Genomic DNA, 16,111 nt, shown 5'->3' on the forward strand with positions numbered 1-16,111 from the left:
GGTCGGGCAGTCTCTGCGGGGTGAGCGACCGCTCACTCCGCGGGTAACGAGAGGTTGTCGCGGCGCCGGCCCGCGGTTACTCGGAGTGGTCGCCGCGTTACTCGGAGTGGTCTCCGAATAACAACGACCGCGGTATCCGTGGCCGGCACCATGTTCGAGTCGGTACTCGGAGGCGGATCGACACGGGGACGGACTCTCCTGGTCGTCGCAGTGGTGTTGCTCGGGAGCACAGTCGCCGTCGGCGCGGCCGGGCTGGTCGCCGGGACCGACGACGGCGAGGACGCCCCGGGAGTACACGCCCAGGAGGTACAGGAGTCGCCCGACGCCTACCCACCGTCGGTGAACCTCTCGTCCGCGAACGCGACCCTCCACGGTGAGGCGGCCAACGACACGGCCGGCTGGTCGGTCGCGTCGGCCGGGGACGTGAACGGCGACGGGATCGAGGACCTGATCGTCGGTGCCCCGCGCAACGCGTCGGCGGGACCGAACACCGGCGCGGCCTACATCGTCTACGGTCCGGTCGACGAGTCGTCGGTGAACCTCAGCCGGGCCGACGTGGTACTGCGCGGCGCCGACAACAACGACCTGGCGGGCTGGTCGGTCTCGACCGCCGGCGACGTGAACGGCGACGGCTACGCCGACGTGGTCGTCGGCGCGCCGTACAACGACAGCACCGCGCCCAACGCGGGCGCGGCCTACGTCGTCTACGGCAACGAGTCGATGCCGGCGACGATGAACCTCACCGACGCCGACGCGGTGCTGACCGGCGCCGGGGCCAACGCCCTCGCCGGCTACGACGTGTCGGCGCTCCGGGCGAACGCGAGTGACGGGAACCCGAGCGACGCTGACGACAGCGACGAGGCCGACGACGCTGATGACAGCGATGAGGCCGACGACGCTGACGACAGCGACGAGGCCGACGACGCTGACGACAGCGACGAGGCCGGCGCCGCGAACGCGAGCGCCGTCCTGGTCGGCGCGCCCGGTGTCGACACCGACGAGGGGAGCGACGCCGGCGCGGCCTACGTCGTCGACGGCGAGTCGATCGCCGACGCCGCCGACGAGGTGGAAGACGCTCCGGGCGAGGTGAACCTCTCCGACGCCGACGCGACGTTCGTCGGCGAGCGCGCGGGGAGCCGCGCCGGCTGGGCGGTCGCGCCGGCCGGTGATTTCGACGACGACGGCGCCGCCGACGTGGTCGTCGGCGCGCCGCGGTACAACGCCAGCGCCCCCGAGGACGCCGACGAGGAGTGGATCAACCAGTCCGGGGCGGCCTACGTCGTGAACGGCTCCAGCGAGGGGGCGGTCTCGCTGTCGGACGCCACGGCCACCTTCGTCGGGGAGTCGGAGCGCGACCGGGCCGGCTACGCCGTCTCGACCGCGGGCGACGTGAACAACGACAGCGTCGCCGACCTCGTCGTCGGCGCGCCGTACAACGACTCGCGCAACCGCACGAACGCGGGCGCGGCCTACGTCGTCTACGGTGACGACGACTTCGCCGAGTCCGGCGACAGCGACGAGTCCGACGACAGCGGAGACGAGGCTGAAGACGGCGACGAGGCCCGCGAGTCGTCGCTCGCCGGGGCCGACGTTCGGCTGGCGGGCGCCGAACCGTTCGACCGGGCCGGCTGGTCGGTCGCCGACACCGGCGCCGACGGCGCCACCTGCGACGGCGTCGCGGACGTGCTGGTCGGCGCGCCGCTGAACGACTCGACCGCGCCGAACGCCGGGACCGCGTACCTGGTCGCCGGCGACGAGTCGCTCCCGGCGGAGGCGAACCTCTCCGACGCGTCGACGGCGTTCCTCGGCGCGGCCGACGGCGACCGCGCCGGCTACTCGGTCGGTGCCGGCGACTTCGACGGCGACGGCTTCGCCGACGTGGTCGTCGGTGCCCCGTACAACGACTCGCTGAACCGCACGAACGCGGGCGCGGCCTACGTCGCTCTCAGCGGCTGCGAAGCCGTCGAGCCGACGGAGACGCCGACGCCGACCGAAACGCCGACGGAAACCCCGACGCCGACCGAAACGCCGACGGAAACCCCGACGCCGACCGAAACGCCGACGGCCACGCCGACCGAAACGGCAACGCCCACTGAGACGGCGACGGCGACGGAAACGGCTACCCCGACGCCGACCGAGACGCCGACGGCCACGCCCACCGACACGTCGACGCCGACCCCCACCGCAACGCCGACCGAGGTGCCCGAAACGGGGACCCCGGACGGGACCGAGGTGCCACCGGGCACGGAGACGCCGGATGACACCGAGACGCCGACCGCGACGCCCGGAACGGAGACCCCGACCGCGACTCCGACGGCGGCGCCGGGAACCGAGACGCCGACTGCCACGCCGGAGCCGGCCGAGGAGACGATCGACTTCGTCGCGTTCTGTTTCCCCTCGGACCAGACCGAGCGGCGGGTGATCATCTTCTCGGACGTGGCGGAGGTTGACGGCGAGCCGGTCGCGGCCGAGTACGACGAGGGCGGGAGCGGTCCCGCGCCGGTCTCGGTCGTCCACCAGGCCGGCGGCGCCCTCTACGAGGTCTCCGGCAGCCCTGGAGAGATCGAGGCCGGCCAGGGGACCGAAGTGACCGGCGAGCGCTCGGCGAGCGAGCCCTGCGCGGCGGGCCAGGCCGACCTCCGGTTCACGGCCGGTGAACTCGACGACGGCGCCGCCAAGGCGTTCCCCGACAACGCCGACGTGGACACGCCGACGCCGACCGCGACCCCGACCGCGACGCCCGACGGCGGTGCGGGTAACATGGCGGCCGGCGACGCCACCGCGCTGGAGACGATGTCCCGGTCGCCGCTGTTCCCCGTGCCCTTCTTCGCGATGATGGGCCTCTCGATGGTCGTCCTCGCGGGCAACAAGCTCCGGACGGGGGAGTGATCGGGCGGTAAGGGCCCGTTCCCCTCCGCCCCGCCACCGCGCTAGTTTCGTTCTCGCGAGACGCGTCCCGCGGACAGGAACGCGTGAGGCGCAACGGATTTCCCGCGTCGCTGCCGAGAGGGGAGCAACGTGGACGAGACGATCCGCTGGCTGCAGGGCCGCCCGTACTACGAGGGCCAGATCACCGAGCGGCGGACGACGCCCGGTCACGAGGCGACCTTCGGCGACGTGGAGCTGGACTCGCGGCTGGCGAGCGCGCTCGAATCGAAGGGGATCGACCGGCTGTACGACCACCAGGCGCGGGCCGTCTCGGCCGTTCGGGAGGGTGACAACGTCGTCCTCGCGACGCCGACCGCCAGCGGGAAGTCGGTCGGCTACACGGTCCCGGCCTTCGAGCGGGCGCTCGACGAGCGGGCGACGACCCTCTATATCGCCCCGCAGGTCGCGCTCATCAACGACCAGGAGGAGACGCTCTCCGACCTCGCGCACGGCCTCGGCTTCGCCTCGGGCGTCTCCGTCGCGCAGTACACCGGCCGCCAGGACAGGACGGAGAAGGAAGATATCCGCGACAGGCAGCCGACGGTCCTGCTGACGACGCCGGACATGCTCCACTACGGGATCATGCCCCACGGCCACCGGCTGTGGGACTGGTTCTTCGAGCGCCTGGAGACCGTCGTGGTCGACGAGGTCCACGAGTACCGCGGCGTGTTCGGCAGCCACGTCTCGCTGGTCTTCCGCCGGCTGGCCCGGCTCTGCGAACGGTTCGACGCCGACCCCGACTGGGTCTGCTGCTCGGCGACGATCGGCAATCCGGTCGACCACGCCGCGACGGTCACGGGTCAGCCGCCCGACTCGTTCGAACTCGTCGACGAGGACACGAGCGCGACGGGGCCGACCCACTGGCTGTTCTGGAACCCGCCGGAGTACGACGCGGGCGAGGGATTCGGGAGCGGCCGGCGGCGCTCGAACCACGTCGAGACCAAGCGGCTGTTCGTCGACCTCGTGACGAAGGGCCACCAGACCGTCGTGTTCACGCAGTCGCGGCAGGTCGCGGAGCGCTACGCGACCGACAGCGCGAGCGACCTGCGCGAGCGCGGCGAGCACGACATCGCGCGGTCGATCGAGGCCTACCAGGCCGCGCTCACCGACGAGCGCCGCGGCGAGATCGAGGACGGCCTCGACTCCGGGGAGGTCCGGGGGGTCTGGTCGACGAACGCGCTCGAACTCGGCGTCGACATCGGCGGCCTCGACGCGGTCCTGCTCGACGGCTACCCCGGGACGCGGATGGCCGCGTTCCAGCAGGGCGGCCGCGCCGGCCGCGGGACCGACCCGTCGCTCGTCGCGATGGTCGCCGGCGAGGACCAGCTCGACCAGTACCTGATGGCCCACCCGCGCGACTTCTTCGACGAGGAGCCCGAGGAAGCCATCTCCAACCCCGAGAACGAACACCTCCTGCCGGACCACGCGCTCGCGGCCGCCCGCGAGACGTGGCTGCGGCCCGACGACGACCGCCACTTCGGCGAGCCGTTCCCGGACGTGGTGGCTGCCCTCACCGAGAGCGGCGACCTCGACCGCCGGAACACCGACGCGGGCCTGCGCTGGCTGTACTCGGGGGAGGGCAGCCCCCAGCACGAGATGAGCCTGCGGACCGTCGGGGACCGCGAGGTCCAGCTGCGCGACCGCCGCGACGGGGACCGGATCGCCGAGCTTCCCTTCGCCGACGCGCTCCGGGACGCCCACGAGGGCGCCGTCTACCACCACCAGGGCCAGGACTACGAGGTCGTGGACCTGGACCTGCGTGCGGACGTGGCGGAGTTGGCGCCGGTGCGCCCGGACTACTACACGCAGGTGCTCCACGACAAGACGATCACTGTCGAGGACGACCGGCGCGAGCAGACGCTGCCCACCAACCCCGAGGTGACGGTCCGGTTCGCGGACGTGAGCATGCGCAAGCAGATCACGGGGTTCGAGCGCTACGACAGACAGAGCGGCGAGCCGATCGGTCGGGAGTCGCTGGACCTGCCCGAGACGACGCTGGAGACCGAGGCCGTCTACTTCACGGTCCCGGACGCGGTCGAGACCGATATCCGGGTCGCGGGCGACGACCCCGACGCGTTCCCGGGGGCGATCCACGCCGCCGAACACGGGATGATATCGCTGTTCCCGCTGTCCTTTCTCTGCGACCGCCGGGACGTGGGCGGGCTCTCGACGCCGCTGCACCCGCACACCGACTGCGCGACGGTCTTCGTCTACGACGGCTACCCCGGCGGCGTCGGGCTGACCGAGCGGGCCTACGAGACGGTCGTCGACCTGCTGGAGCGGACGCTGGGGATGCTCCGGGACTGCCCCTGCGACTCCGGCTGTCCGGCCTGCGTCCAGTCGCCCCACTGCGGCAACGCCAACGACCCGCTGGAGAAGGACCTGGCCGCCGACCTGCTCGCCGCGCTCGTCGACTAGCGGTCGCCGGCTGTCTCCGTTGTCCCGGTCCCCGTCTCTGTCCACCGGGTCGCCGGTCTCCCTTCGACGGATAGTCGTTCCCGACGTCGAGCCGCTGTCGAAACGGTCCCAGATCTGATTGTTTCGAGTGTTTCGAGCGTACGGTCGTCTGTTTCGACTGTTTCGGTCCGTTCGACAGGACCGGCCCAGGCAGCCTGTGTGCGGCGGTTTCGGTGGAACTGGCGCGACGGAACGGTGGTAAACCGTGGCAACCGACGGGACGTGTTTGCGGTTCTTTGGCACTGTCGGCCGTTCGAAGGGACACGGGGCGAGGTGGACCACCGGCGTCGGCGGCGCCGGCCCGGATCCCCCGTCACGAATCATGTCACACATGCACACGCGCACGGGAGCGACACGGGACAGCAGGCGGGTCGACTCGACGGGCATCCGGACCATGCACGACATCTTCTCGGACTGGGAGCGGCGAGCGATCCTCTATCACCTGCAGTCGGCCGGCGGCCGGTCGTCGGTGGAGGTTCTCGCGGCCCACCTCGTGGGGTGGTGGCGGGGCCGCGAGGAACCGGCCGCGGCCGACGGGGAGCTCGTCGACCGCGTCCGTCGGCGTCTCGGGTGCGCGCACCTCTCGAAGCTCGACGACTTCGGCGTCCTCGCGTACGAACCGCGCTCGGGGACCGTTCGGCTCTCCGAGGAGATGAAACTCTCCGTCAGCGAGCCGTGGACGGACCGCAGCGGGCGCGACTCCGCGGGCCGGGTGCTCGCCGATGTCACCGACGACCCCGCGTCCGACTCGGAGACGGGAGCGGGGACGGGGGAGGGGGTCGACGGCCCGTCCGGCGGCGACGCGGACGCCGCGACCGGGGGCGGGCGGCTCTCCTAACGACGGCTTACCGGCGCGGCCGGCCGGGCGGGCGTCCGGAAAGCGACGCCTGTCCGCGGAAGGGTGACCATACCCTTGAGACGGGGGCGTAAGGTTCCTAACGCCCGAAACCATACAGATAGCACTCCCGCCCGCACGTGCGCGGGACGCGGGAGCGGCCGGCCACGGCGGCGACGGCACACGATCCACGACTCCATGGTACGGAACGTCCACGTCTGGGCCCTCGCGGTGCTCTTACTGGCCGGTACCGCGACACCGCTCGCCCCGGTGGCCTCCGAGACGCCAGTCGGTGCCTCACAGGCGGACGCGCGGATCACGGAGACAACGTACGAGGGCGACGGCTCCGTCGACGCCCTCGGCGACGACCTCACGCTCTGGCAGTCCGGGGCGCACCGCTTCGCCGTCAGGGTCGAGAGCGAGCGCGGCCTCGACGGCGGGTCGGCATGCGTCGCCGTCGCGAGCGACGACCGCCGGCTGGGCTGCCAGTCCGTCTCGGTGGCGGCCGGCGACAACCGGACCGTCACCGTCGGCGCGGGCTCGTGGCCGGCCAACCGCACCGGCGAGCAGCGGCTCCGCGTCTCGGTGACGGCACCCAACGCGTCGACCCCGCTCGACACCGAGACCTACCCGGTCACCGTCATCACGCGGGGCGGCGACCTCGACGACGACGGCCTGACCAACGAGCGGGAGGCGTCGCTGGGCACCTCGCTCCGGTCGAACGACACGGACGACGACGGGCTCGACGACGGCGCCGAGGTCGAGACCTACGAGACCTCGCCGACGAACCCCGATACCGACGACGACGGGCTGGAGGACGGCGCCGAGGTCGAGCGCTACCAGACCGACCCGACGAAGGTCGACACGGACGACGACGGCCTCGCCGACCAGCGCGAACTCGAACTCGGGACCAACCCGAACAAGGCCGACACGGACGGCGACGGCGTCGGCGACGGCCAGGAGGTCAACACCTACGAGACCGACCCGACCGACCCCGACAGCGACGGGGACGGCCTCGACGACGGCGCCGAGATCAACGAGTACGAGACGAACCCGCTGGAGAACGACACGGACGGGGACGGGCTCGACGACAACCTCGAGGTCAACACCTACGAGACCGACCCCAACCAGGTCGACACCGACGAGGACGGGCTGGAGGACGGCGCCGAGGTCGACCGCTACGAGACGGACCCGACCGACCCCGACACCGACGACGACGGGCTCGACGACGGCGCCGAGGTCCACACCTACGACACCAACCCGACCAACCCCGACACGGACGGCGACGGCCTCGAGGACGGTCCGGAGGTCCACCGCTACGGGACGGACCCGACCGACCCCGACACGGACGACGACGGCGTCCCCGACCCCAGGGAGGTCAGCACCGTGGGCGACCGGCTGTCGCTCGCGCTCGCCGGCCTGGTCGGCGTGACCGTCGCCGGGATCGCGGTGGTCGCCCTGCTGGCGTGGTCCGGCCGCGCGCCGCTCGCGCGGCTCCGCCGGGTGTTCGGAACCGGCGCTTCGGGGGACGAATCCGGTGATTCCGGCGGACCCGAAGCACCGGGCGCGGCCGCCGTCTCCGGCGACGGGGCCGGGACGACCGAGGAGCCGTCGGTCGCCGACGAGGAGGTGCCGACCGAGTTCCTCTCCGACGAGGAGGTCGTGTTCACGCTGCTCGACGACCACGACGGGCGCATGCGCCAGGCCGACCTCGTCGAGGAGACCGACTGGTCGAAGTCGAAGGTCAGTCGCGTCCTCTCGGCGATGGAAGAGGAGGACAGCATCGTCAAGGTCGACGTCGGCCGGGGCAACGTCGTCATGCGCCCCGAGGACCTCCCGCCCGGCGCCGAATCCGCCTTCGAGGAGTGAGGGCCGAGTCACTCCGTCCCGACCGAAATTCTCCGCGCCCCTGCCGGAACTGACGTTCAGTGCAGATGGCAGCTGTTGCGGTGCGGTCGGCGTGCGCTGTCGCGAGTCTCGTCTCGTGACAGCGTCGCGCGAGGGATGAGCATCGCAGGCCGCAGGCCGAGAAGCGCAATCGGCTGGGGAGGTATGTGGCTGTCTGCGGTGCTGTGCGGGTTGGTTGCGGTGCCGTGCGGTACTGTGCGGGGCGGTCCCTGGCGGACTGAAAGGGCGAGGCGCGCTCGCGTGCAGTTCAGTCGCCTGAGCGACCCCTACCCGAAGCGGTCTCCGGCCGCGAGGGTATGTCGCTCAGCGACCGCGAGCGCGCCGAGGGCTTTCATCGCCTGCTGTCCTCTGCGGTAGTGTCTCCTGCTAGCGAGCCGGCGAGGGCGTTCAACACCCGTCGTCGCCGCTGGCTCACCCACACCATCCCGATGGAAACAACCGACACGCTTCCACGCGAGACCGAACGCCGTCCTGTGCCGGCCGAGCTATTTCACCCGTCCGCGAGAACCGACGGGCATGCACGCTCGCACGCTCGCGGCGGCCGCCGTGGCCGGGCTGGCGGTCTTCCTCGCGGTCGGGGTCGCGGTCACCGAGGTCGCGCTCCGGTGGGTCGAGTTCTCGCTGTTCGTGGGGACCCCGATCGGGTTCGTTGCGGGCGCGACCGCCGCCGCGCTGGTCGTCGCCGGGAGCGGCGCGGACGCCTCCGCCCGCCAGCGCCGCGTCGCGGTCGCCGTCGGCGCGTTCGGCGCCGCCTTCCTCGTCGTGCTCGCCGTCGCGGTCGGGGTGTTCTCGCTCCCGCCCTCCCGGGCGCTCACGCTGGCGACGCTCGTCGCCGTCCTCACCGCGGCCGGGACGAACGCCCTGAAACTCGTCGAGACCGACTCGCTGACGAAGTGACCGGAACCCGAAGGGGACGGTCAATCGGGCCGAAACCGCTCCAGCACCGGGATCTCGTCGATCCGCTCCTCGGAGAGCGCCGTCCAGTCGACCCCGCCGGGCCGCTCGAACGGCGAGTCGGTCCGGATCGTCCGATCGGGGGTGACGACCACGTCGACGGGCACGTCGTGGGCGTCGGGCTCGATCCCCTCGCGGACCTGGCTCTCGTGGACCGTCGTGACGACGGTCGTGTCGGCGTCGACCAGTCCAAGCTCGGCGAGGACGGCGAACTCCAGGTCGCTGTAGCCCTCGCCCTTGCCGACGCGGGCGCCGGCGGGGGAGACGGCGACGCTCCCGACGAGGACGAGGGCGACCCGGTCGACGGCGTCGGGGCCGACCTGCTCGGCGTGGGCGTCGACGCCCGAGACCGTTGCGGCGGCGTCGGGGTCGTCGAGGTCGGCGGGGTCGAGGCTGTAGAAACAGCGCTCGTCGCGCAACCGCGGGACGGCCATGTAGGCGGTCTTCCCCGCGTCGAGGGCCCCGCGGCGGGCGGGCAACTGCGGCGCGTCGGGGTTGGCCTTGAGGGTGTCGGCGTCGGCCCACTCCGGCAGGTCGGCCAGCCGCTCGGCCGCCCGGTCGGCCCCGGCGAAGTTGGGGATGCGGCCGTGGGGCGGGAAGGGGAACCGCGCCTCGCCGCTGTCTTCGAGGTCGTCCCAGACGGTCTGGCGGAGGGTCTCCTTGTCGGAACTCATCGTTCGACCGGTCAGAGCACGTCGGAGGCGGCGGTGTCGGCGCCCACGTCGGTGGTCACGTCGATGTTCTGGATCAGTTCGACGAGGTCGGCGAGCTGCGGGAAGGTGTAGACGGTGACCGCCACGTCGGCGTCGGTGGCGACGATGTGCGAATCGATCACGAAGGCGATCTCCTCGTCGGGCCAGCCGCCCATCTCGTCGACGATGTCGCTGGCGGGGCCGAAGACGAAGGAGGGCGTCGACATGTCGATGGTGGTGTCGAGGACGTTCGCCCAGCCGTCGATGAAGCCGCTCGTCATGATGTTGCCGATCTCCTGCATCGCCGACCGTTCCATCTCGGTGAAGAAGCCGTCAGCGGCCTCGCCGCTTCCCATGTCACCGACCATGCCACTGGCGAGCCGCTTGCTCCCGGCGGGTTCGAGCACGAAGAGGACGTAGCCGTACGGCGGTTCGGTCAGTTCGACGTAGATGCCGACCTGTTCGTGCTCCCCCAGGTGGGTCCGCACGTCCGCCATGTCGAGGAAGTTGATCTTCGAGACCTCGATCTCGGTGTCGAGCCCGGAGAGCTGGTTGAGGTGGTCGGAGACGGTGGCCGCCCCCTCCCTGGCCATCTCGTTGAAGAGTTCGAGTTTCCGCACGTCGACCTCGTAATCCATACGTTCCGGTGGGACCGGACCACCGTAAACGTGCTGGCGGCGGCGTATAGCCCCGCTCGTTGTCCCTGCGGCTTCGACAGCGGCGGCGAGACGGTAATCCCTCGATACCGGGCGATAGGGCGCATAAGCGACGTATACTCTTGGGCGTGTCGCTCCCGGTAGCAAACGGCGGGTGGGCGGTTCGACGTGCCCCCGGCGACCGACCGACCCGTCGCGACTCCACACATGCCGCTCGCCACGACCGATCCGACCGCCATCGACTCGTCGGCCCTCGACGAGCCCCTCGGCGCCGTCCCGGGTTCCGTGTCCGACCTGGAACTGCTGCTGTGGGTGCTCGTCTGCTGGGCGCTGGTGCTCGATATCGTCCTGACCGCGTACGGCCTCTCGATCGGTCTCGTCGAGCGCAACCCGTTCATGCGACAGGCGCTCGAGACGGTCGGCCTGGCGGCGCTCGGCCTCGCGAAGGCCGGCGCCGTCGCCGTCGCGCTCCTCTTCCGCGTCCTCTGGCCCGAGTACGCCATCGTCGCGCCGCTCGGGCTGGCCGTCCCGTGGGTGCTCGCGGTCCTGTTCAACGCCGCGCTCCTGGCGTCGCTGTGACAGCGGGCCGCTTCCGTGTTCCCGGCACCGCCGTGACAGCGGGGCCGCCCGAGGCCCCGACGACGTGGCGCCCCGGCCGCTCCCCTGTTTCGTTCCTGTCGCGCGCACCCGTCCCAGTCGGCGGCGTGAGTGTGGCCCGAAGCGATCCTTTTTTTACGGGCTGTGACGAGCACCCACACGCACGATCCACCCCTCTGGGTGGGGGGTGGCGTGCGGTGGGTACGATGCGCGGCACACTACTGGCGAGTACGGACAGACTGCGGGGGATCGACGACCTGCTCGGCGTCGCGGCCGACGGCCGGGCCGTCGAGCGAGCGCTGTGGGTAGTCGTCGTCGCGTCGGTGGCACTCGACGTGTACACCACGTGGCTGGGACTGTCGATGGGGCTCTCGGAGGGCAACCCGGTGATGCGCTGGGCCATCGGCGGCCTGGGGGTCGCCGCGCTCGGCGCGGCGAAGCTCCTGGTCGTCTGCGGGGCCGGCGCGCTCCGGGCGCTCCGCCCGCGGTACGGGACGGCCATCGCACTGGGGCTCGCGCTCCCGTGGACGGCGACCGTCCTCGTCAACTCGGTCGCGCTCGCGACCGCCTGACCGACGGGGTCGTGTCCGGACGACCGGGACGGCCGTGGGATCCGTCCCGGCGGCTCCCCCCAACTCTCCACAGAGGGACACGCTCCCCGTCCGGTTTTCCCGACGCTCCGCAGTCACTGCTCGTCCGGTCACCGCTCGTCTAGTCGCCGCTCGTCAGGTCACTGTTCGCCCGGTCGCTTCTCCGCCAGCACCGTCCGGTCGAACTCGCAGACGAGCGTGTCCGCGCCGTCCTCGACGCGGTAAGCCTCGACGTGCATCGTCACGACGCCGCGCTCGCCGTCGCTCGTCTCGCGTCTGTCCGTCACCGTCGACTCGGCGCGGAGCGTGTCCCCGTGGAACACCGGCGCCGGGTGCTCGACGCCGTCGTACGAGAGGTTCGCGACGATGGTCCCGTCGGTGGTCTCCGGGATCGACAGCCCCACCGCGAGGCTCATCGTGTAGAGGCCGTTGACGACGCGCTCGCCGAACTGCGTGTCGGCGGCGAACGCGGCGTCCAGGTGCAGCGGCTGCTGGTTCATCGTCAGGTCGCAGAAACGCTGGTTGTCCGCCTCCGAGACCGTGCGGCGCTTGTCGTGGACGATCGTCTCGCCCACCTCGAACTCCTCGTAGTAGCGCCCGGGCATACCCGGAGGGTCGGCGCGACGGCGGTTAATAATTCGGTAGCGGTTCCCTGTCGCGGGACGGACGACCTATTCGTCCCGACGCATCTTCCGGCGAGCGGTAGCCACGCCCTCGTAAGCCTCTGTGGGGAACACCTCGAAGAGGTCGGCTTCGATATCGCGCTCTCTGTTGTACGCCTCGTAGGCTTTCATCACCCGTCTCCCCAGGAGGCCGTACACGAGAGCGAGAGCCACTACGATGCCGGCTCTCGTCACTGTGTGGGTCGCGATGGTAGTCGACAGCCCGGTGTTACGGAGCCCGTCGAGCCAGAACGCGGCCAGCCCGGCCCAACAGGCGACGACGTAACTGAGCTTGGCTATCAGCCGGAGTCCGTGGTCGACGTGGTCGTTGGCCGGGGTCGGCTGCTCGTCGCCGCCGAGATAGCTTCTGAGCGGATGGGTTCCCGTGTCGAGGGTCCCGTAGTAGGACTCGTACTCGACGCCAGGGTAGTCAATCTGTTTCTCGATTCGGCCGACGATGCCGGCCAGTTCTGTCACGTACGTCTGCGCAGAGATATGTGACAGATACTGGAACGCCAACACCAGCGGGAGGAGCGCGACCAGCCGGAGGTCCCCGCCCCTGGCGAACACGTAGCCGACGACCACGCCCGTGACGGTGAACGTCGCGACGAAGCGCCTGCTCTTTCGCTTCCCGTGACTGCGTATTTCCTCGCGAAGCTGCTCGTGGGTGTGCAGCAGGACCTCCAGCTCCTCGCCGCTCACCCCGGGCTGACTTCGGGTCTCGGACTCGCGCGGCGGTTCCTCGGACTCGTCCATCGATGACTCGGACCTACCGGCGACTGTACGCAGTCTGTCAGATAAAACTACTGTAGACTGGGTCGGTCAGACGAATCTCACGCCGGCGCGAGGGTCGGAACTGGTATCGATCTGTGGCGGTCGCGGCGCTCCCCCAGGCGAGACAGGGGGATCCGTGCGACACGTCTCGCCAGCCAGGGACCCACCCTCCCCGTAGTTACAAATCGCTGGCCGACCCACCCGATCACATGGCACGCCGGAGCGTCCTGTTCGCGCCGGGCGACCGGCCGGAGCTCATGCGGAAGGCACCGACGACCGGCGCCGACGCCGTCGTCTTCGACCTCGAAGACGCCGTGGCGCCGGACAGGAAGGGCGAGGCCGGCGCGGCCGTGCAGGGGGCCCTCGCCGACCTCGACCCCGGCGCCGACCCGGAGGTGTGCGTGCGCGTCCGGCCGCCCGGCCGGGGCGCGGCCGACGACCTCGACGCGATACTGGCGGGCGACGCGCGGGCCGCCCTCGACGCGCTCGTCCTGCCGAAGGCCGAGTCGGCCGACGACGTGACCGACCTGGCGGACCTGGCCGCCGAACGCGACGCCGACCCGCCGGTCCTCGCGCTGGTCGAGACCGCGGCGGGCGTCCTCCACGCCGAGGCGGTCGCGGCCGCCGAACCCACCGACGCGCTGGTGTTCGGCGCCGAGGACCTGGCCGCCGACATCGGGGCGACCCGGACCGAGGAGGGGACGGAGGTGCTCCACGCCCGGGAGCACGTCGTCCTCGCGGCGGCCGCGGCGGGCGTCGACGCGGTCGACACGGTGTACACCGACTTCGAGGACGAGGCGGGCCTGCGCGCCGACACGGAGTTCGCGCTCGAACTCGGCTACGACGGGAAACTCGCGATCCATCCCGCGCAGGTCGGGCCGATCAACGAGACGTTCACCCCCGACCCCGAGCGCGTCGAGTGGGCCGAGCGGGTGCTGGCCGCGAAGGAGGACGCCGACGCCGAGGGCCGCGGCGTCTTCGCCGTCGACGGCGAGATGGTCGACGCGCCGCTGGTCGCGCAGGCCGAGCGGGTGATGGCGCGGGCGCGAGCGGCCGGCGTCCGCGAGTGAGGTGGCCGGAAGGAGCGAGCGATCGGCAAACGAGGGTGCGAGAGCGGTCGACCGGTGTCCGCGAGCGAGCGGTCGACCGTGTGGAGTGACCGCGGGCCGAATTCTTATCCCCGCGCTGACCTATATCTGACGCATGTCCGACGATACTAACCCCTTCGAGAGTCTCCGGGAGCAGGTCGACGACGCCGCCGCTCACCTCGACATCGATCCCGGCACGCTAGAGCGGATCAAACGCCCCGAGCGCGTGCTGGAGACGAACCTCTCGGTCGAACTCGACGACGGGTCGGTCGCGGTGTTCCGCGCCTACCGCTCGCAGTTCAACGGCGCCCGCGGGCCCTACAAGGGCGGCATCCGCTACCACCCCGAGGTGTCCCGCGACGAGGTCAAGGCGCTGTCGGGCTGGATGGCCTACAAGTGTGCGGTCGTCGACATCCCCTACGGCGGCGGCAAGGGCGGTATCGTCGTCGACCCCGACGACTACTCGCCCGCCGAACTCGAACGGCTCACGCGTGCGTTTGCGACGGAGCTGCGCCCCATCGTCGGCGAGGACAGGGACATCCCGGCCCCCGACGTGAACACGGGCCAGCGGGAGATGAACTGGATCAAGGACACCTACGAGACGCTGGAGAACACCACGGAACCCGGCGTCGTCACCGGCAAGGCGCCCGACAGCGGCGGATCGGCGGGGCGCGTCGAGGCGACCGGCCGGTCGGTGATGCTCACCGCTCGCGAGGCGTTCGACTACCTCGACAAGGACGTGGAGGGCGCGACCGTCGCCGTCCAGGGCTACGGCAACGCCGGTTCGGTGGCGGCGAAGCTGCTCGAGGACCTGAGCGCCAGCGTCGTCGCCGTCTCGGACTCCGGGGGTGCCGCCTACGACCCCGACGGGCTGGACACCCGGGCGGCCAAGGCTCGGAAGGACGAGACTGGCGAAGTGACCGACTACGACGCGCCCGAGACGCTCTCGAACGAGGAGCTACTGACGCTGGATGTCGACCTGCTCGTCCCGGCGGCGCTGGAGAACGCCATCGACGGCGACCTCGCCGCAGACGTGCAGGCCGACGTGGTCGTCGAGGCCGCCAACGGCCCGCTGACGCCGGACGCCGACGACGTGCTCACCGAGCGGGACGTACACGTCCTCCCCGACATCCTCGCCAACGCCGGCGGCGTCACCGTCTCCTATTTCGAGTGGGTGCAGAATCGCCAGCGCTTCTACTGGCCCGAGCAGCGGGTCAACGACGAACTGGAGACCGTCATCGTCGACGCCTTCGACCGGCTGACCTCGGCCTACGAGGACCGCGACCTGCCGAACTTCCGGACCGCCGCCTACGTCGTCGCCATCGAGCGCGTGCTGCGCGCCAGCGAACAGGCCGGTGTCTGGCCGTAGCGCTCGCGGAGACGGCCGCGAGGGTCCGCCCGCGCGACCGCCGGACCACACTCGTTGGACACGCCGGTTTTACGGCCCGGGGACCAACCGACGGGTATGCCGGTCTACGAGCGGGAGACGGTCGTCGACGCGCCGTTCGAGGAGGTCTGGAAGTTTCACTCGCGAGCCGAGGGCCTGGAGGCGCTGACGCCCGACTGGATGCACCTCCGGATCGAGTCGTCGGTCGGCCCCGACGGCGAACCCGACCCCGAGGTGCTGGAGACGGGGTCGGAGGTCGAGACGACTGTCGCGCCGTTCGGCGTCGCGCCGCGCCAGCGCTGGGTCTCGGCCATCGTCGCCCGCGAGGAGGGCGACGGCCAGGCGTTCTTCCGCGACGAGATGCGACAGGGACCGTTCCCGGAGTGGGTCCATACCCACTCCTTCGAGGCGGTCGAGGGCGGCACCCGCGTCCACGACCACGTCGAGTACGAACTCCCCGTCGTGCGGGGGCTGCTGGGCCCTATCGGGCGGGTCGGCTTCGAGCCGATGTTCCGCTACCGCCACCGGAGGACGAAGGAACTGCTCGAGTGAGCGCGCGTCGCCGCTGTTCGGTGGGAGTTCC

The 16,111-nt window shown here is 71.2% G+C and carries 14 protein-coding genes; 10 read left to right on the top strand and 4 right to left on the bottom strand.

Annotated features, from left to right (window positions below; translation table 11 throughout):
* The first annotated feature begins 150 nt into the window (after positions 1–150).
* The 5 genes from ACMGFG_RS10490 to ACMGFG_RS10510 all read left to right on the top strand — a co-directional run bounded on the left by ACMGFG_RS10490 (position 151) and on the right by ACMGFG_RS10510 (position 9,025).
* The gene (locus ACMGFG_RS10490) at positions 151–2,889 is read left to right on the top strand and encodes an integrin alpha (RefSeq protein ID WP_436930292.1); all 2,739 of its coding nucleotides are present in this window, start codon (positions 151–153) and stop codon (positions 2,887–2,889) included.
* A gap of 129 nt (positions 2,890–3,018) precedes the next feature.
* On the top strand, positions 3,019–5,346 hold the full coding sequence (locus ACMGFG_RS10495) for a DEAD/DEAH box helicase (protein ID WP_436930293.1): 2,328 nt from the start codon (positions 3,019–3,021) through the stop codon (positions 5,344–5,346).
* Between the two features lie 370 nt (positions 5,347–5,716).
* Complete coding sequence (locus tag ACMGFG_RS10500) at positions 5,717–6,223, top strand: DUF7344 domain-containing protein (RefSeq protein ID WP_436930294.1); 507 nt, start codon at positions 5,717–5,719, stop codon at positions 6,221–6,223.
* A gap of 195 nt (positions 6,224–6,418) precedes the next feature.
* Entirely contained in the window at positions 6,419–8,089 is a 1,671-nt protein-coding gene (locus ACMGFG_RS10505; RefSeq protein WP_436930295.1) for a helix-turn-helix transcriptional regulator, read from the top strand.
* A gap of 555 nt (positions 8,090–8,644) precedes the next feature.
* Positions 8,645–9,025, top strand: a complete 381-nt coding sequence (locus ACMGFG_RS10510) for a DUF8147 domain-containing protein (RefSeq protein WP_436930296.1) — start codon at positions 8,645–8,647, stop codon at positions 9,023–9,025.
* A 20-nt stretch (positions 9,026–9,045) separates the two neighbouring features.
* On the opposite strand, the gene ACMGFG_RS10515 is transcribed toward ACMGFG_RS10510, so the two are convergent.
* On the bottom strand, positions 9,046–9,756 hold the full coding sequence (locus ACMGFG_RS10515) for a 5-formyltetrahydrofolate cyclo-ligase (RefSeq protein WP_436930297.1): 711 nt from the start codon (positions 9,754–9,756) through the stop codon (positions 9,046–9,048).
* A gap of 11 nt (positions 9,757–9,767) precedes the next feature.
* Positions 9,768–10,412: a chemotaxis protein CheC gene (locus ACMGFG_RS10520; RefSeq protein WP_436930298.1), complete on the bottom strand. Its 645-nt coding sequence runs from the start codon at positions 10,410–10,412 to the stop codon at positions 9,768–9,770.
* Positions 10,413–10,637: 225 nt separating this feature from the next.
* On the opposite strand from ACMGFG_RS10520, the gene ACMGFG_RS10525 reads away from it, so the two are divergent.
* Positions 10,638–11,009 (top strand): DUF5658 family protein, encoded by a 372-nt coding sequence (locus ACMGFG_RS10525; protein ID WP_436930299.1) that lies wholly within the window; start codon positions 10,638–10,640, stop codon positions 11,007–11,009.
* Positions 11,010–11,233: 224 nt separating this feature from the next.
* Positions 11,234–11,599: a DUF5658 family protein gene (locus ACMGFG_RS10530; protein ID WP_436930300.1), complete on the top strand. Its 366-nt coding sequence runs from the start codon at positions 11,234–11,236 to the stop codon at positions 11,597–11,599.
* A 158-nt stretch (positions 11,600–11,757) separates the two neighbouring features.
* On the opposite strand, the gene ACMGFG_RS10535 is transcribed toward ACMGFG_RS10530, so the two are convergent.
* Together ACMGFG_RS10535 and ACMGFG_RS10540 are read right to left on the bottom strand one after the other, a co-directional pair.
* The gene (locus ACMGFG_RS10535; protein ID WP_436930301.1) at positions 11,758–12,222 is read right to left on the bottom strand and encodes a MaoC family dehydratase; all 465 of its coding nucleotides are present in this window, start codon (positions 12,220–12,222) and stop codon (positions 11,758–11,760) included.
* Between the two features lie 66 nt (positions 12,223–12,288).
* Positions 12,289–13,035, bottom strand: a complete 747-nt coding sequence (locus ACMGFG_RS10540) for a hypothetical protein (RefSeq protein WP_436930302.1) — start codon at positions 13,033–13,035, stop codon at positions 12,289–12,291.
* Positions 13,036–13,262: 227 nt separating this feature from the next.
* On the opposite strand from ACMGFG_RS10540, the gene ACMGFG_RS10545 reads away from it, so the two are divergent.
* From ACMGFG_RS10545 to ACMGFG_RS10555, 3 genes are all read left to right on the top strand, one after another.
* Positions 13,263–14,123 (top strand): HpcH/HpaI aldolase/citrate lyase family protein, encoded by an 861-nt coding sequence (locus ACMGFG_RS10545; protein WP_436930303.1) that lies wholly within the window; start codon positions 13,263–13,265, stop codon positions 14,121–14,123.
* Positions 14,124–14,256: 133 nt separating this feature from the next.
* A complete protein-coding gene (locus ACMGFG_RS10550) occupies positions 14,257–15,510 on the top strand; it encodes a Glu/Leu/Phe/Val family dehydrogenase (RefSeq protein ID WP_436930304.1) in 1,254 nt (417 codons plus the stop codon).
* A 96-nt stretch (positions 15,511–15,606) separates the two neighbouring features.
* On the top strand, positions 15,607–16,080 hold the full coding sequence (locus ACMGFG_RS10555) for an SRPBCC family protein (RefSeq protein WP_436930305.1): 474 nt from the start codon (positions 15,607–15,609) through the stop codon (positions 16,078–16,080).
* The last annotated feature ends 31 nt before the right edge of the window (positions 16,081–16,111 follow it).

The organism is Halosimplex halobium, from assembly GCF_051414055.1.
In the GTDB taxonomy this organism is placed as follows: Archaea; Halobacteriota; Halobacteria; order Halobacteriales; family Haloarculaceae; genus Halosimplex; species Halosimplex halobium.

Bases quoted from the DNA above. Each gene is read 5' to 3' on its own strand.
- ACMGFG_RS10545 (WP_436930303.1), top strand. From the start codon at position 13,263: ATGGCACGCCGGAGCGTCCTGTTCGCGCCGGGCGACCGGCCGGAGCTC.
- ACMGFG_RS10490 (WP_436930292.1), top strand. From the start codon at position 151: ATGTTCGAGTCGGTACTCGGAGGCGGATCGACACGGGGACGGACTCTC.
- ACMGFG_RS10500 (WP_436930294.1), top strand. From the start codon at position 5,717: ATGCACACGCGCACGGGAGCGACACGGGACAGCAGGCGGGTCGACTCG.
- ACMGFG_RS10515 (WP_436930297.1), bottom strand. From the start codon at position 9,756: ATGAGTTCCGACAAGGAGACCCTCCGCCAGACCGTCTGGGACGACCTC.
- ACMGFG_RS10555 (WP_436930305.1), top strand. From the start codon at position 15,607: ATGCCGGTCTACGAGCGGGAGACGGTCGTCGACGCGCCGTTCGAGGAG.
- ACMGFG_RS10505 (WP_436930295.1), top strand. From the start codon at position 6,419: ATGGTACGGAACGTCCACGTCTGGGCCCTCGCGGTGCTCTTACTGGCC.
- ACMGFG_RS10525 (WP_436930299.1), top strand. From the start codon at position 10,638: ATGCCGCTCGCCACGACCGATCCGACCGCCATCGACTCGTCGGCCCTC.
- ACMGFG_RS10530 (WP_436930300.1), top strand. From the start codon at position 11,234: ATGCGCGGCACACTACTGGCGAGTACGGACAGACTGCGGGGGATCGAC.
- ACMGFG_RS10550 (WP_436930304.1), top strand. From the start codon at position 14,257: ATGTCCGACGATACTAACCCCTTCGAGAGTCTCCGGGAGCAGGTCGAC.
- ACMGFG_RS10540 (WP_436930302.1), bottom strand. From the start codon at position 13,035: ATGGACGAGTCCGAGGAACCGCCGCGCGAGTCCGAGACCCGAAGTCAG.
- ACMGFG_RS10520 (WP_436930298.1), bottom strand. From the start codon at position 10,412: ATGGATTACGAGGTCGACGTGCGGAAACTCGAACTCTTCAACGAGATG.
- ACMGFG_RS10535 (WP_436930301.1), bottom strand. From the start codon at position 12,222: ATGCCCGGGCGCTACTACGAGGAGTTCGAGGTGGGCGAGACGATCGTC.
- ACMGFG_RS10510 (WP_436930296.1), top strand. From the start codon at position 8,645: ATGCACGCTCGCACGCTCGCGGCGGCCGCCGTGGCCGGGCTGGCGGTC.